General features: G+C 65.3%; 15 protein-coding genes and 1 pseudogene. 10 read left to right on the top strand and 6 right to left on the bottom strand.

The annotated features are described in order from the left end of the window. The 6 genes and pseudogenes from FG95_RS04055 to xth all read left to right on the top strand — a co-directional run. Window positions 1–339: pseudogene (locus FG95_RS04055) on the top strand (glutamine-synthetase adenylyltransferase); the annotation flags it as partial. A 3-nt stretch (window positions 340–342) separates the two neighbouring features. After that, window positions 343–810, top strand: coding sequence for a peroxiredoxin (locus FG95_RS04050; protein WP_037554122.1), 468 nt, complete (start codon window positions 343–345; stop codon window positions 808–810). Beyond that, window positions 810–1,601, top strand: coding sequence for a ferritin-like domain-containing protein (locus tag FG95_RS04045; RefSeq protein ID WP_037554121.1), 792 nt, complete (start codon window positions 810–812; stop codon window positions 1,599–1,601). Before FG95_RS04050 ends, FG95_RS04045 begins: the two co-directional genes overlap by 1 nt. Window positions 1,602–1,787: 186 nt before the next feature. Then, window positions 1,788–2,420, top strand: a complete 633-nt coding sequence (locus tag FG95_RS04040; RefSeq protein ID WP_235211451.1) for a M23 family metallopeptidase — start codon at window positions 1,788–1,790, stop codon at window positions 2,418–2,420. Between the two features lie 91 nt (window positions 2,421–2,511). Further along, on the top strand, window positions 2,512–2,853 hold the full coding sequence (erpA, locus tag FG95_RS04035) for an iron-sulfur cluster insertion protein ErpA (protein ID WP_037554119.1): 342 nt from the start codon (window positions 2,512–2,514) through the stop codon (window positions 2,851–2,853). 39 nt (window positions 2,854–2,892) lie between these two features. Next, window positions 2,893–3,663: an exodeoxyribonuclease III gene (gene xth / locus FG95_RS04030; RefSeq protein WP_037554118.1), complete on the top strand. Its 771-nt coding sequence runs from the start codon at window positions 2,893–2,895 to the stop codon at window positions 3,661–3,663. A 25-nt stretch (window positions 3,664–3,688) separates the two neighbouring features. Here xth and FG95_RS04025 read toward each other — a convergent pair whose 3' ends face one another. From FG95_RS04025 to FG95_RS04015, 3 genes are all read right to left on the bottom strand, one after another. Further along, the gene (locus FG95_RS04025; RefSeq protein ID WP_037554117.1) at window positions 3,689–4,810 is read right to left on the bottom strand and encodes a DUF1501 domain-containing protein; all 1,122 of its coding nucleotides are present in this window, start codon (window positions 4,808–4,810) and stop codon (window positions 3,689–3,691) included. Window positions 4,811–4,813: 3 nt separating this feature from the next. After that, entirely contained in the window at window positions 4,814–6,244 is a 1,431-nt protein-coding gene (locus FG95_RS04020) for a DUF1800 domain-containing protein (RefSeq protein WP_037554116.1), read from the bottom strand. Window positions 6,245–6,308: 64 nt separating this feature from the next. Then, complete coding sequence (locus tag FG95_RS04015) at window positions 6,309–7,475, bottom strand: hypothetical protein (RefSeq protein WP_037554115.1); 1,167 nt, start codon at window positions 7,473–7,475, stop codon at window positions 6,309–6,311. A gap of 127 nt (window positions 7,476–7,602) precedes the next feature. Between FG95_RS04015 and FG95_RS04010 the strand changes: the two genes are divergently transcribed. Continuing rightward, window positions 7,603–8,691, top strand: a complete 1,089-nt coding sequence (locus tag FG95_RS04010) for a fatty acid desaturase family protein (RefSeq protein WP_037554114.1) — start codon at window positions 7,603–7,605, stop codon at window positions 8,689–8,691. A gap of 51 nt (window positions 8,692–8,742) precedes the next feature. Here FG95_RS04010 and FG95_RS04005 read toward each other — a convergent pair whose 3' ends face one another. Genes FG95_RS04005 through lptF form a run of 3 tightly spaced genes read right to left on the bottom strand, consistent with a single transcriptional unit; the run spans window position 8,743 to window position 11,340 of the window. After that, window positions 8,743–9,015 (bottom strand): hypothetical protein, encoded by a 273-nt coding sequence (locus tag FG95_RS04005; RefSeq protein ID WP_037554113.1) that lies wholly within the window; start codon window positions 9,013–9,015, stop codon window positions 8,743–8,745. 13 nt (window positions 9,016–9,028) lie between these two features. After that, complete coding sequence (lptG, locus tag FG95_RS04000; protein ID WP_037554112.1) at window positions 9,029–10,129, bottom strand: LPS export ABC transporter permease LptG; 1,101 nt, start codon at window positions 10,127–10,129, stop codon at window positions 9,029–9,031. Beyond that, entirely contained in the window at window positions 10,129–11,340 is a 1,212-nt protein-coding gene (gene lptF / locus FG95_RS03995; RefSeq protein WP_037554111.1) for an LPS export ABC transporter permease LptF, read from the bottom strand. Before lptF ends, lptG begins: the two co-directional genes overlap by 1 nt. Before the next feature lie 132 nt (window positions 11,341–11,472). Here lptF and FG95_RS03990 point away from each other — a divergent pair, with 132 nt between their 5' ends. The 3 genes from FG95_RS03990 (at window position 11,473) to FG95_RS03980 (ending at window position 13,928) form a co-directional block, all read left to right on the top strand. After that, window positions 11,473–11,946 (top strand): DUF2141 domain-containing protein, encoded by a 474-nt coding sequence (locus FG95_RS03990; RefSeq protein WP_037554110.1) that lies wholly within the window; start codon window positions 11,473–11,475, stop codon window positions 11,944–11,946. Between the two features lie 4 nt (window positions 11,947–11,950). Further along, window positions 11,951–12,925, top strand: a complete 975-nt coding sequence (locus tag FG95_RS03985) for a diacylglycerol/lipid kinase family protein (protein ID WP_037554109.1) — start codon at window positions 11,951–11,953, stop codon at window positions 12,923–12,925. A gap of 208 nt (window positions 12,926–13,133) precedes the next feature. Next, complete coding sequence (locus FG95_RS03980) at window positions 13,134–13,928, top strand: hypothetical protein (RefSeq protein WP_235211453.1); 795 nt, start codon at window positions 13,134–13,136, stop codon at window positions 13,926–13,928. Window positions 13,929–13,936: the final 8 nt, after the last annotated feature.

Raw genomic sequence — 13,936 nt, 5'->3', positions numbered from 1 at the left:
GTCGTCGACCTCGAATTCGCAATGCAGGTGACCCAGCTTGTGAGCGGCCAGTGCCACGATCCGAATATCGCGGCAGCGCTCGCGTGCATGAAGGCGGCGGGGCTTGTGCCGCTCGAGGTAATCGACGCGCACGGCCTGCTCGCGCGCATGCTCGTCATGTTGCGCCTCACGGCGCCCGAAGGCGAGCCGCCGACGGCGGCGGCGCGGCAGTTGGTGGCAAGCCAGTGCGGCGAGCCCGGCTGGCCGCAACTGCTTGCCGCGCACGATCTGGCGCGGCAGGAGATCGCGAACTGGTGGGCCTCGATTCGGCCCGTCGCCCCGGCACAGCAGGAGATTTGAGACATGAACGCACCCGCGATCGGCGACCCGATTCCCGATGTGAAGCTTCTCGATGCCGACGGCGCGGCGATCGACCTTGCCGCGATGAAGGGCGCGCCGCTCGTCGTCTATTTCTATCCCAAAGCCGACACCCCCGGCTGCACGACCGAGGCGCAGGATTTCACCCGCCTCGCGCCCGAATTCGCGCATCTGGGTGCACAGGTGCTGGCGGTATCGCGCGATGCGCTGGCGAAGCTCTGCAAGTTCCGCGATAAATATGGCCTGACCGTCCGCCTCGCGTCGGACGAGGATGGGGCGGTGTGCGAGGCATTCGGGACGTGGGTGGAAAAGCAGAATTATGGCCGCACCTATATGGGCATCGAACGGTCTACTTTCCTCTTCGGCCGCGACGGCAAGCTGGCGAAAGAGTGGCGCAAGGTGCGCGTCAAGGGCCATGCCGACGCCGTGCTGGAGGCCGCCAAGGCGCTTTGATGCCGACGCTGGGCGAAGCCGCGCGCGCGGTGCTGCTGACCGCGGATCCGCACGACAAGCGCCGCGCGGCGCGGGGTCTGGCGCGGGCTTGGCGGCGCGGCGAGATCGAACATCGCTGCGACACGGCGATGCCCGATCAGCCGGCGTGGCCCGCCGAACTCGAACTGCGCGCACCGAACCAGATGCCCAAGCGCGGCAAGGGCGGGTCGGAGCGCGGCCGCATCGCGCTGCTCCATGCGCTCGCGCATATCGAATTCGTCGCGATCGACCTCGCGGTCGATCTGGTGGGACGCTTTGGCGGCGAGTTCCCCCGCGCTTTCGTCGATGACTGGATCGGCGTCGCGGCCGACGAGGCAATGCACTTCGCGCTGCTCGACCGGCGTCTGCGCCAGCTCGGCAGCCATTATGGCGCGCTTCCGGCGCACGCCGGATTGTGGGAAGCGGCGCAGGCGACCGCCGACGATGCGCTCGCCCGCCTCGCTATCGTGCCGATGGTGCTCGAAGCGCGCGGGCTCGACGTCACTCCGGCGACGGTCGACCGCTTCCGAAGCGTGGGCGACGAGGCGTCCGCGAAGATTTTATCGCGTATTTACAAGGACGAAATTCGCCATGTGAGCGCCGGCACAGTCTGGTTCCGGCAAAAGTGCGACGAAATGGGATTCAACGCCGTCGAAACGTGGCACAGCCTAGTAAAATCGCGCTTTCGCGGCAGTTTGAAGCCGCCGTTCAACGACTCGGCGCGCGAGCGTGCCGGTTTAACGCAAGAATTCTACGCCGTTATTGCTTCGTAAGGATTGGAACAGCACACAGGCTTCCGCGGGGGATGAGCAATCATCCAAACCAAGAAAAACCGGCGCCAAGGCCTATTTCCGGGGCTTTGGCGACATGGCAAATGCGGGGTCGTTGTTTTGACTAACACTCTTCTGGCGCAGAAGTTGCACCAAGTCGCAATAATTTGCGCGGCAGCATGTTTCGGATTGGCCACCCCGGCCGTCCACGCCGCCGAAACCAGCGCCGACGCTGGCATTGTCGCTCCCGACGAACCCGATGACGACAGCTTCGACGCTGGCGTTCCCTCGGCGAGCGAAGACAGCGAAGCCCGCGCGATCTTTCAGGCGTGGAAGCGCCTCGACACCGGCCTGACCGCTTCGATCGGCGTTGCGATCCCGTCGCGCCGCCCGATCGACCAGATGTCGCTTTCGTCGTCCTATGGCATGCGCGTCCACCCCGTCACCGGCCGGGTCGCGCGCCACAACGGCATCGACATTCCGGCGCCGCGCGGCACCCCGATCTATGCGACCGCCGACGGCATCGTCGGCCGCGCCCAGCGCCTTGGCGGCTATGGCAATTATGTCGAAGTCGAGCATGGCAACGCGATCCAGACGCGTTACGGCCATATGTCCTCCTACATCGTGCGCTCCGGGCAGCAGGTGAAGAAGGGCGACATCCTCGGTTACGTCGGTTCGACCGGCCGTTCGACCGGCAACCACCTCCATTATGAAGTCCGCATCGAAGGCGCACCGGTCAATCCGATGCCGTTCGTCCGTTCGGACCAGATGGCGATCGCCGCGATCACGGGCAAGAATGTCGCGATGGGCGGTCCCGAATAAGAGCTTTCCTGGGTCGGAGAGGAAGGGGCGCCAGGCGGGTCACCGTCGAGGCGCCCTTTTTATTTGGGGATAAGGCTCCTATCTAGCGATCATGGCTACGCAGCTTTCCGATATCACCCTTTCGCCCGCCGCTGCGGCGCGCGTCCGTTGGATCGCCGACCGCAAGGGCGAGGCCGAGGCCGCGCTGCGTCTCGCGGTCGACGGCGGGGGCTGCTCGGGCTTCACCTATCGTTTCGGGCTTGCCGAAAGCATCGAGGCCGATGACATCGTCGCCGAAACCGACGGGGTGAAGCTGGTCGTCGATCCCGTGAGCATCGACCTGGTGCGCGGCTGCGTCGTCGATTTCGTCGATTCGCTCGGCGGATCGTCGTTCAAGGTCGAAAATCCCAACGCCGCCGCAGGCTGCGGTTGCGGCTCCAGCTTCTCAATCTGACGCCTTTCACAGCGGCGTGCTTGCTGGCATAGCAAGCCGATGAAAATCGCGACCTTTAACATCAACGGGATCAAGGCCCGTTTGCCGCGCCTTGTCGAATGGCTCGAAGAAACGCAGCCCGATATCGCCTGCCTGCAGGAACTGAAATCGAGCGACGAGACGATGCCGACGAAGGAAATCGAGGCGGCGGGCTACGGCTTTCTCTATCACGGGCAAAAGGGCTTCAACGGCGTCGCGATCCTCGCCAAGGGCACACAGCCGGTCGAGGTGCAGCGCGGCCTTGCCGGCGAGGCCGAAGACGAGCAATCGCGCTACCTCGAAGCCGATGTCCACGGCCTGCGCGTCGGGTGCATCTATCTGCCCAACGGCAATCCGCAACCGGGGCCGAAATTCGATTACAAGCTGCGCTGGATGGCGCGGCTGCGCGAGCGGGCGAAGTTTCTGCTCGCTTCCGAAATCCCGACGATCCTGACCGGCGACTATAATGTCATCCCGCACGACGACGATGTGTGGGACCCGCGCGCGATGGCGACCGACGCGCTGATGCAGCCCGATTCGCGCGACGCCTGGTTCCGCCTGCTCGGCGACGGCTGGACCGACGCGATCCGCAGCCGCCATCCGGCGGGCGGCGTCTGGACCTTCTGGGATTATCAGGCGGGCGGCTGGCAGCGCGACCATGGCTTCCGCATCGATCATCTGCTCTTGAGCCCCGCGCTTGCCGACCGGCTTGTCGACGCGGGCGTCGACAAGGACCATCGTGGCCGCGAGAAGGCGAGCGACCATGCGCCGACCTGGGCGGTGCTTTCTTAACGCGCAGCCGAGATAACGGCTGTCATCACGCGTCAGGGTAAAGCGTCGACATCACCCGCTTGGGATCGAGCGCATAATGATGCGCGACCGCGCCCGCGATCACGCGCTCCAAGCTGCGCGTCGGCTTGAGGTCGCGGCCCTCATATCGCGCAGCGGCAGCGAGCCCCGGCCAGTCGGCCGATACCTTGCCGCCCGCCGCCAATCCGCCGCCGAGCAGCATCGCGGTCGACGCGGTGCCATGATCGGTGCCGCCGGTGCCATTGACCTCGACCGTGCGGCCGAATTCGGTCGCGACGATGACGAGCGTGTCGTTCCACGCGGGACCGAGCCCCGTCTGCAGCGCGCCGATCAGCTGGTCGAGCCCGCGCAATTGCGCCGCGAGACGATTTCGCTGGCCGCTGTGCGTGTCCCAGCCGCCGGTTTCGACCATCATCACGCGCGCACCGTCTGCGGGGAGCATCAGCGACGCCGCGAGCTTGCCGAGTTCGGCGCCGTTGCGGCCGTTGTTGCCGCCGATGTCGCTCGCGAGTTCCTGCGTCTTCACCGCGCTGTCCCACAGCGGGTGGAGCAGCGGGTCGTCGGCATATAGCGCGGTCAGCCGCGCGATCAGGTCGGCGTCGGCCTGCGGCAGGCGGCTCGGAGCATAGGTGCCGACCTGCACCGACCCGCGCAGCGCGAGCGGGACTGCGGGGGCAATGGCGATCGCGTCGCGCTCGGCGGCGGGCAGCAAAGTGAGCAGCCGTCCGACCCAGCCGTCGTCGCGGCCATAGGGGCGCGACCCGCCGCCCTCGAGCATATTCTGTCCGTCGAAATGCGACCGGTCGCGATAGGCCGTCGCGACGGCATGCGCGAAATGCGCTTGCTTGCCGGTGTAAAGGCTCGCGGTCTGCGCGAGCGACGGGTGCAATGTGAACATGCCGTCGAGCTTCGCGCCGCCCGCCGTTTCGTCGGTCATCGCGCGGCGCGCGGCGGCGAAGGCGGGATCGCCGGTGGGGGCAACGGTTGCGAGCCCGTCGGCGGCGCCGCGCTGGATCACAAAGACAAGCCGCTTCGGCGTGCCCGCCGCGGCATAGGCGAAGCCGGGCATCGCGCCCGCGGCGGCAACGGTGATTCCCGACAGGAGGATCGAGCGGCGTGAGAGGATCATCGTCTATCTCCGCAAAAAGGCCGGGCTGGCGAACAGCATCGCGAGCCCCTGTCCGGGGCTGTCGGCGCGGGCGATGGCTTGGGCGGTATCCGGGGCGAGGGCGTCGGCGAGGACGAGGGGAGCGAGCTGGCGCGCGTCGGCGCGGTCGCCGATCCGGCCCGCGATGCGGCTCGCCAGTTCGACGCGCTGCATCAAGGCGGCCGATCCGGCCCAGGTGGCGACCGTGTCGTCATAGCCTTTGGGCGATCCGGGGCGCCACACCGGCTGGCCGAGCTGGGTGAACATCGCGGCGATATTCTGGCGCTCGCCGAGCCCCGGTGTTTTCAGGGCGCGCAGCATCGACACTGTCCAGTCCCATGGCGATTTGAACATCGTCGATTCGGCCGCCCAGGGCTCGGGCGAAGCGACGAGGGTGCGATAAAGCGAGGGCAGGTCGCCGCCGGTTTTTTCGAAATCGTCGGCCAGCCGCTCGACGAGCGCCGCGGGCGGTTCGTCGCCGGTAAAGTGCCTTGCGAGCTTGGTCGAAACATGGCGCGCCGTCGCGGGATGAACGGCGAGGTCGCGCAGCACCGCTTCGGCCTGTTTCGCGCCGGGCTGGTCATAGCGTTTGCCGAGGATCGTGAGCGCCCCCGGCTGATGGAGCCGGTCGACGAAGACCGTCGCGCCCGCTTGCGCGTCGGCGGGCATCAGCCGCTGTCCCGCGCCGCGGCCGAGCCCGGCGACCGTCAGGCCGGTGAGCGCCTTGGCGAAGTTCGTCACATCGGCCTGCGTATAGCCGGCGCGCACGCCGAGCGTGTGCAGCTCCATGATCTCGCGCGCCAGATTCTCGTTGAGCCCCGGCGCCTGCCGCCTGCCGCGATTGCGTACCCGCGTTGCAAAGGCACTGTCGGGGCCGAAGCTTTGTGCCTGATCGAGAAAGAGCAGCATCGCGGGGTGGTGGACCGCGGCGGTCAAGAGGTCGGAAAATTTGCCCATGACATGCGGGCGGATCGCTTCATTCTCGTAATTGCCGGCGAAGCCGACGACGGTCTGTTTGTCCGCCGAGATCGCGAAATGATTGGACCAGAAATGGACGAGACGTTCGGCGAAGGGGGTTTGCGTGGCGACTGCGGCGGCGAGGCGCGCGCTCGCGGCTTCGCCATAATGGCGGCGGAATCCCGCGCGCGACATGCGGCGCATCGCCTCAACCGCACTGCCGTCGTCGTCGCGCATTTCTGCATTCTTCGCTTCGCGGCGCATCGCCTGCCGCTCGCCCTGATATTCGGCATAGGCGGTCGCGATCGCCTCGCGCCCCGCCAGCTCCGCGATCGCCGCGGGGGCGGGATCATAGTCGCCGATCTGGCGGATCAGCCAGTCTTTCGGGTCTTCGATGGCCGGATCGTCGAAGCGGCGGCCGAGCCCGAAGCGATTGGTGGCAAGATACTGGACTGCCATGACAAACCTTTCCGTGGCTTCAAACGCACGATGGCCGCCATTTGTCGCAAAGCTATCCCAGCGATCAGAGCATTTTGTCGTAGATCTGATACACCCGGTTGACCTTGGCCTCGATCGCCTCGGCGACCGCGTTCATCCCCTGATTGTCGTCGAGCACCCAGCCGATGTCGCCGCGCTCGGTGCCATAGTCGACCACCGCGTCGCGGCGGATATATTCGATCATCATGAAGGCCAGCGTGCTCGCCATGCGGCTGTTCTGCAATTTCTTGGCGACGCCCATCAACGGCACGCGCAGGATGCGGCTCTTGGGCTTGCGCAGCCACCAGAGCAGCCGCGCCCAGTTGAAGGGCAGCAACGAGCCGTCCATGTCGATCAAGAGCTGGTTGATGTTCGGCAGCACGATCATGAAAGCGACCGGTTCGCCGTCGACTTCGGCGACGCGGATCAGGTCCTCGAACACGATATCCTTGAGCTTCTTGCCGACATAGGCGATCTCGCTGTCGGTCAGTGGCACGAAACCCCAATTGTCCGACCATGCGTCGTTGAGCAGCCCCATGATCAGCTTCGCTTCGGCATCGAAACGGCGCTTGTCGACCTTGCGGATGCGGATCCGCGCATTCTTCTCGCCCGCCGCGACGATGCGGTTGACGATCGGCGGGAAGCCGTCGCCTATCGCGACATCATAATTCAGAAGCTGCTTCACCGGCCGATAGCCGGTGCCCTCGATCCACCCGCGATAGAGCGGGCTATTATGCCCCATCATCACCGTCGGCGGGTTGTCGAACCCCTCGATCAGCAGCCCGGGCTCGTCCCAGATCGAAATCGACAGCGGCCCGAGCGCGCGCGTCATGCCTTGCCCGCGCAGCCAATCCTCGCCCGCGGCGATCAGCGCATGCGCACTTTCCTCATCCTCGGCTTCGAGCAGCCCCCAGTTGCCGGTGCCGGGCCCCATGCCCTGTTCGGCAGGCTGGGCGAGCGCGAGTTCGTCGATATGCGCCGAGATGCGGCCGATCGTGCGGCCGTCCCGCCGCGCGAGGAAAAATTGGGCCTTGCCATGTTCGAACCACGGATTCTTGCCCGGCGTGAGCAGACCGTAAACCTCGCCCTTCAGCGGCGGCACCCACGCCGGATCGCCGCGGTTGAGGCGAAAGGCGAGCTCGACGAACTCGCGCAAATCATTCTTGTCCTTGACCGGATGAATGGTGATCGGGCCGTGCGAATGTCCGCTCATGGGTGGTTTCCTGAAAAGCCGAGCCTATATTTGTGGCGAGGCATTAGGGCATAGATGGGGCGCTGGCGACCCGCTTTCGGCCATTTTGCTGCCACGAAAATATGATGAAGAGCCGCCTATGTTAGCGATGAACACCCTTGTCGACCGCTTGTCGGCGCCTGCCGCGGCGACGACCCCGAAGTCCGCGATCGCCGACGATATGGCGATGATCCGCGCGGCGTCGGAGCTGACGCGCGATCTCGTGCAGCCTTCGGCGCGCATTTATTGGACCGATTTTCTCGCTTCGACCTTCATCGGTTATGCGGGCATCGCGGCCGCGATCCTTGCGCCTTCGATCGCGTGGATGCTCGTCGCGGCGGTGATCGCGGTCGTTGCACTCTATCGCGCGGGGAGCTTCATTCACGAGCTGACGCATATCCGCAAGAATGCGCTGCCCGGTTTCCGCCTCGCGTGGAATATCCTCGTCGGCGTGCCGCTGCTCATCCCCTCCTTCATGTATGAGGGGATACACAGCCTGCACCACAACCGCACCAAATATGGCACGGTAGAGGATCCCGAATATCTGCCGCTCGCACTGATGAAGCCTTGGACGGTGCCGCTGTTTGTCGTCGCTGCGGCCTTTGCGCCGCTCGCGCTCGTCTTCCGCTATGGCGTGCTCACCCCGCTCTCGTTCCTGATCCCGCCGCTGCGCCGGATCGTCGTCGAACGCTATTCGGGGATGATCATCAACCCGCTGTTCCGCCGCAAGCCGCCCGAGGGCGAATTCCGCCGCCAGTGGGCGTGGCAGGAAGGCGGCGCCTGGGCGTGGTCGAGCCTGCTGATCGCCGCGGGCGTCTTCGGCTGGGTACCGCTGCGCGCGCTGATCATCTTCGGCGCGATTGCGTCGGCGACTTTGGTGCTCAACCAGATCCGCACGCTCGTCGCACATCTCTGGGAAAATGACGGCGAAGTGCTGACGGTGACCGGCCAGTTCCTTGACAGCGTCAACGTGCCGCCGCCGGGTCTGCTCCCCGAATTGTGGGCGCCGGTCGGACTGCGCTACCACGCGCTGCACCACCTGTTGCCGGGCGTTCCCTATCATTCGCTCGCCGAGGCGCACCGCCGCCTGAAGGACGCGTTGCCGTCGGACTCGCAATATCATGGCGCGAATTACGACAGCCTGCCGAAGCTGGTGATGAATCTGGTTGCGGGTTCGGCACGGGGCGCGGCGGTCTGAAGTTGCTGGAATGATTTTTTGGCTGCCGGAGGATTTCTCCCGCAAATCGGATCAATCGCGGGAATCTCGGCGCGCCGCCCACAGTCGTAACGCCCTGAGCATGTGGAAGATCAGATAGCCAAGCCATATCGTTCCGGGCGCGAGCAGTAGGGCGAGGATCATGATGCGATACGGATTCGCCAAGCCCACGCTGATGTCGAGGGCCGCAAATATCGTGCAGCCGACAAGGAATGGCCAGAGCATCGTGAGCTTGTCGGGGCCGAACGGTTCCCCTTCGTACATCTCGCCCAAAATCTTGGCTCGATAGTTCGCGAACGACTTCATGGGTTCGAGCCCGCTATTCCTCGGTCCGGATCAAAATCATCTCGCCGATCAGCGCGAACAGGATGAATGGCCCCCACGCCGCGAGGAAGGGCGAGTAAGCGCCGAGATCGCCCATCGCGAGCGCGAAATTGTCGGCGACGAAATAGGCGAAGCCGAGCCCCATGCCGATGATCGCGCGCACGAACAGCTTGCCCGAGCGCGCGAGGCCGAACGCCGCGACCGCGCCCAATAGCGGCATCAAGATCGCCGACAGCGGCCCCGAAATCTTGTGCCAGAGCACGCCCTTCAGCGCGTCGACGGGGCGCCCCGCGGCCTCGAGGTCATCGATCGCCGATTTGAGCTTGAGGAAGGGCAATTCGTCGCCGTCGACCTGCGCCAGCGTGAACTGGTCGGGGCGCACATTTTTCGCGGCAACGATCGTGCCCAGCGGTTCGACGGTGCCCGAGCGGCGGATGAAGCGCCGCGCGTTCGTCAGTTCCCAGCCGCCACCCGCGACCGCGCGCGCGCTGTCGGCCGACAGCATCGACGACAGCACGCCGCCGGTGCGCTCATAGATGGTGACATAGCCGAGGGTGATTGCCGGGCCGCTGGTATCGACCGTTGTCGCGTTGATCAGGTCGTCGCCGTCGCGAACCCAGATATTGGTTCTTATGCCGCTGTCCTTCGGCACTTTTTTATATTCGACCTTCTGCCAGGCGCTGAGCGCGGCGGTCGAGCGCGTGACGATGCGTTCGTTGAAGGCGAAACTGATCCCCGCGACGAGCAGCGCGGCGAGGAACAGCGGCGCGAGCACCTGATGCGCCGACATGCCCGACGCCTTCATCGCGATGACCTCGCTGTTCTGGTTGAGCGTCACCATCGTCAATATCGTACCGAGCAGCACTGAAAAGGGCAGGAAGGTCTCGATGATCTGCGGCAGCCGCATCCCGACATAGCGCCACACGTCGGCATCGCTGTTGCCGGCGACGCCCAGGATCTTGCCGCTTTCGCCGAGCAGGTCGAGCGTCTGGAGGATCAGCACGAGCGCGAAGAGGATCGAAAAGGAGCGGACGAGGAACAGGCGGCCGACATAGATCGCCATCGTGCGCGACGGGAAAAAATGAAGCTGGTGCATCAGGTAAGCCGGGCCTTGTCGCGCTGGAACATGCTGAGCAATCCGCGGATCTTCTGCGCCGCCTTGGCGGCGACGCGTTCGAGCGCGCCGATCGGCTGGCCGCCGGGAACATGCGCGATCGTGTAATACATCCAGATGGCGAGGGCGGCAAAGAGCAGATAGGGGACCCAGAGCGCGATCAGCGGGTCGATCGTCCCGCGCGCGCCCAGATCCTCGGCATATTGGTTGATCTTGTGCTGGGTGACGAGCAGCACGATCGACAGGAAGACGCCGAGCGACGAGGTCGATCGTTTCGGGGGCACCGCGAGCGCGACGGCGATCAGCGGGATCAGGAACATCGACATCACCTCGACGATGCGGAAGTGGAAATTCGCTCGCGATTCAAGCCGCGTCTGTTCGGGCTGGCTGCTGTCCTTGCCCGCGACGAACAGTTCGGGGATCGTCATCTCGCGGTCGGCGCCGCCGCGCAGGCGGAACGCCTCGATCTTGGGGAGCGGGATCGGCAGATCGTGATTGTCGAAGGTCAGCACGCGCGGCACCGAGAATTTGGGCGATTCATGGATCAGCACGCCCTGCGACAAGCGCAGGATGATCGTGTTGGGGTCGTCGGTCGCGAGGAACTGCCCGCGCGCCGCGGTCGCCGACACGCGCTGCCCGTCGCGCTGGTCGCCGCGTACGAAGATGCCGCGCAGGGACCGCCCGTCGTTATAGCTTTCCTCGATGCGCAGCGTCATGCGGTCGCCCAATTTGGTGAATTCGCCGACCTTGATCGACGCCCCGAGCGCGCCCGAACGCAATTCGAACTGCAACCCTTCATAGGCATAACGCGCGACGGGCTGGATGAAGCCGACGATCGCCAGATTGAGCGCCGCGAGCGCGATCGCATAGGCGAATGGAATACGCATCAGGCGCCCGAAACTCATGCCGACGCCCTTGAGCACGTCGAGCTCGCTCGACGTCGCAAGCCTGCGGAAAGCAAGGAGAATCCCGAGCATCAGGCCGATCGGGATGCCGAGCGAGAGATATTCGGGAATGAGGTTGGCGAGCATCCGCCACACGACGCTGACCGGGCCGCCCTCGGTCGCGACGAAGTCGAAGAGGCGCAGCATTTTTTCGAGCACGAGCAGCATCGCCGACAGGACGAGCGTGCCGAGCATCGGGAAAAAGATGAGCCGCGCGATGTAGCGGTCGATGGCAGGAAGCTTATTCAATCTTTCGTCGCCCCATCACCATGATTTGGCCGCAGTTGTTTCCGATATGCCGATTCAAGGGCGACAGGGACCCACGTCGGCGCGCGCTTAGCGTGTGCGGATGTGGCTATAGCCTCTGGAGGTTTTGAGGTCATGTCGAAATTTCTATCCGCGCTGCTTGGCGTTTCCGTGCTGGCTGTCGCCGCGACGGCGCAGGCGGAAGGCCGGGTCATCTCGAACGATCTGTCGCAGTGCAAAAGCGGCCCGTCGACGCTGGTCCGGATCAGCGGTGTCAAGGCGTCGACCGGCAAGATTCGCGTACAAAGCTATCGCGGCACGGCCGCCGACTGGCTCGAGAAGGGCCGTTGGCTCGCGCGCATCGAGGTGCCGGCGCGTGCCGGATCGATGACCGTCTGCGTTCCGCTGCCCGAAGCGGGCGTGTATGGCATCGCGGTGCGTCATGACGTCAACGGCAATGGCAAGACCGATATCTCGCGCGATGGCGGCGGGATGTCGAACAATCCCAGCATCAACATCTTCAACCTCGGCAAGCCGAGCTACAAGAAGACCGCCTTTTCGGTCGGCGATGCGCCCAAAACGATCTCCATCTCGATGAAATATATGTAAAGACATGGCCAGCGTCGCGCTCCTTTCGAATCCACGTTCGACGGGCAACCGTGCCCTGTTGCCGCGGGTTCGCGAATATTGCGCGGCGCACCCCGATATCTTTCATTACGAGGTCGAGGACGTCGACCAGATCGGCGAAGCGATCCGCACGATGGCGATGGTCAGCCCGCGCATTGTCGTCATCAACGGCGGCGACGGCACGGTGCAGGCGGCGCTGACCGAATTGTATTCGGGCGGCCATTTCGGCGGCTCGCCGCCGCCGGTCGCGGTGCTCCCGAACGGCAAGACCAATTTGATCGCGCTCGACCTCGGCGCCGAGGGCGATCCGATCAAGGCATTGCAGCGCGTCGTCGATCTGGTCGGGAGCGGCCGGCTCGAGGATCATGTGATCGAACGCCAGCTCATCTCGCTCGACAGCGGCGACGAATCGCGCCCGGTGCTCGGCATGTTTCTCGGCGGCGCCTACCTCGCCGACGTGATGCTCTATTGCCGCAACCGCATCTATCCGCTCGGTCTGCCCAACGGGATTTCGCATTTCCTCGCGGCGATGCTCGCGCTGTTCGCGATCATCTTCGGGGTCGGCGGCGGGCGCCTGCCGCCCAAGCCCGAGCCGATGACGGTGTCGCTGATCCGCCAGGGCGAGTTCAAGGGCAAATTCTCGCTGCTCATCGTGACGACGCTCGAGAAACTGCTGCTCAGCATCCGCACCAGCGAAGCCTATGGCACGAACGGCAATATGAAGCTGCTCGCGACCGACAGCAGCGTCGGCGCGCTGTTTCGCATGCTCGGCGCGACCTGGCGTGGGACGCTGGGGCAAAAGCAGCTCGAAGGCGTGCATTTCCAGCAGGGCGACGAGATTCGTATCGAGGGCGAACGGTCGAACGTCATCCTCGACGGCGAAATCTTTCAGGCGAAGAACGGCATGCCGATCATCCTGACCTCGACGCAGCCGGTTCCCTTCCTGCGCCTCGCCGCCTGAGCGCAGTCGTTCGGCGATGGCTGAGCCAAACCTCCCATCCGCATCCCCGAGCGAAGACGAGGGGCTCGTTCGAGCGAAGCGAGAAGCTGGGCGCCGCAGCCTCGACTGCGCTCGGCATAGCCCCTCGTCTTCGCTCGGGGATGCGGGAAGGTTGGCGCATTTGGTCCGCGAAGAACTCGGACGCCCCGTCGATCCGCGCGTCACCGCGATGGCGACAGCGATCGCGGCCGACTATCCGGGCAGCGCGCGCGCGGTGCTCTTTTACGGCAGTTGCCTCCGCGAGAGCGAACTCGACGGGCTGATGCTCGATTTCTACCTGATCGTCTCCGACTATGGCGACGCCTATTCCAAAGGCTGGATGGCGGCCGCGAACCGGCTGATCCCGCCCAATGTCTTTCCATTTCAGCACGGCGGCCTGATCGCCAAATATGCGGTCCTGAGCGAAGGCGATTTCGACCGGCTGAACGGCGCCGAAACGCGCAACGTGTCGGTGTGGGCGCGTTTCGCCCAGCCGTCGCGGCTCGTCTGGGCGGTGGACGACACCGCGGCGAGCCGCGCGGTCGCCGCGGTAGCGCGCGCCGCGCCGACCCTGCTCGCGGCGGCGGGCCGGCTCGACGGCGAAGCGCCGCTCGACTGGTGGCGCCGCGCTTTTTCGCTCACCTATTCGGTCGAGCTGCGCGCCGAGCGGGCGGGTCGCGCGCAGTCGGTCGTCGATGCCGACGCGGAACGTTATGAGCGGTTCAGCGCGCCCGCGATCGCGGCGATCCCGGCGGAGGCGCGCGCCGGGGGGTGGGCGCGCCGGCGGCTGGAGGGCAAGCTGCTCAGCGTTGCGCGGCTTGCGAAGGCCAGCCTGACCTATGCCGGCGGGATCGATTATCTGGCGTGGAAGATCAACCGCCACGCTGGAACGAAGATCGAGATCAAGCCCTGGCAGCGCCGCTGGCCGCTCGTCGCCGCGCTGACGCTGGTGCCGCGGTTGATCCGCGGCGGCGCGATACGTTAGAGCTGCAT

Source organism: Sphingopyxis sp. LC363 (assembly GCF_000756385.1).
Taxonomy (GTDB): domain Bacteria; phylum Pseudomonadota; class Alphaproteobacteria; order Sphingomonadales; family Sphingomonadaceae; genus Sphingopyxis.
Note: the sequence above shows the minus strand (reverse complement) of the source record. Positions and strands in the feature narration are given on the sequence as shown.

What these genes read in the sequence shown, in the direction of transcription:
- FG95_RS04050 (WP_037554122.1), top strand. Translation starts at nt 343, where the DNA reads ATGAACGCACCCGCGATCGGCGACCCGATTCCCGATGTGAAGCTTCTC.
- FG95_RS04045 (WP_037554121.1), top strand. Translation starts at nt 810, where the DNA reads ATGCCGACGCTGGGCGAAGCCGCGCGCGCGGTGCTGCTGACCGCGGAT.
- erpA (WP_037554119.1), top strand. Translation starts at nt 2,512, where the DNA reads ATGGCTACGCAGCTTTCCGATATCACCCTTTCGCCCGCCGCTGCGGCG.
- xth (WP_037554118.1), top strand. Translation starts at nt 2,893, where the DNA reads ATGAAAATCGCGACCTTTAACATCAACGGGATCAAGGCCCGTTTGCCG.
- FG95_RS04025 (WP_037554117.1), bottom strand. Translation starts at nt 4,810, where the DNA reads ATGATCCTCTCACGCCGCTCGATCCTCCTGTCGGGAATCACCGTTGCC.
- FG95_RS04020 (WP_037554116.1), bottom strand. Translation starts at nt 6,244, where the DNA reads ATGGCAGTCCAGTATCTTGCCACCAATCGCTTCGGGCTCGGCCGCCGC.
- FG95_RS04015 (WP_037554115.1), bottom strand. Translation starts at nt 7,475, where the DNA reads ATGAGCGGACATTCGCACGGCCCGATCACCATTCATCCGGTCAAGGAC.
- FG95_RS04010 (WP_037554114.1), top strand. Translation starts at nt 7,603, where the DNA reads ATGAACACCCTTGTCGACCGCTTGTCGGCGCCTGCCGCGGCGACGACC.
- FG95_RS04005 (WP_037554113.1), bottom strand. Translation starts at nt 9,015, where the DNA reads ATGAAGTCGTTCGCGAACTATCGAGCCAAGATTTTGGGCGAGATGTAC.
- lptG (WP_037554112.1), bottom strand. Translation starts at nt 10,129, where the DNA reads ATGCACCAGCTTCATTTTTTCCCGTCGCGCACGATGGCGATCTATGTC.
- FG95_RS03990 (WP_037554110.1), top strand. Translation starts at nt 11,473, where the DNA reads ATGTCGAAATTTCTATCCGCGCTGCTTGGCGTTTCCGTGCTGGCTGTC.
- FG95_RS03985 (WP_037554109.1), top strand. Translation starts at nt 11,951, where the DNA reads ATGGCCAGCGTCGCGCTCCTTTCGAATCCACGTTCGACGGGCAACCGT.
- FG95_RS03980 (WP_235211453.1), top strand. Translation starts at nt 13,134, where the DNA reads ATGGCGACAGCGATCGCGGCCGACTATCCGGGCAGCGCGCGCGCGGTG.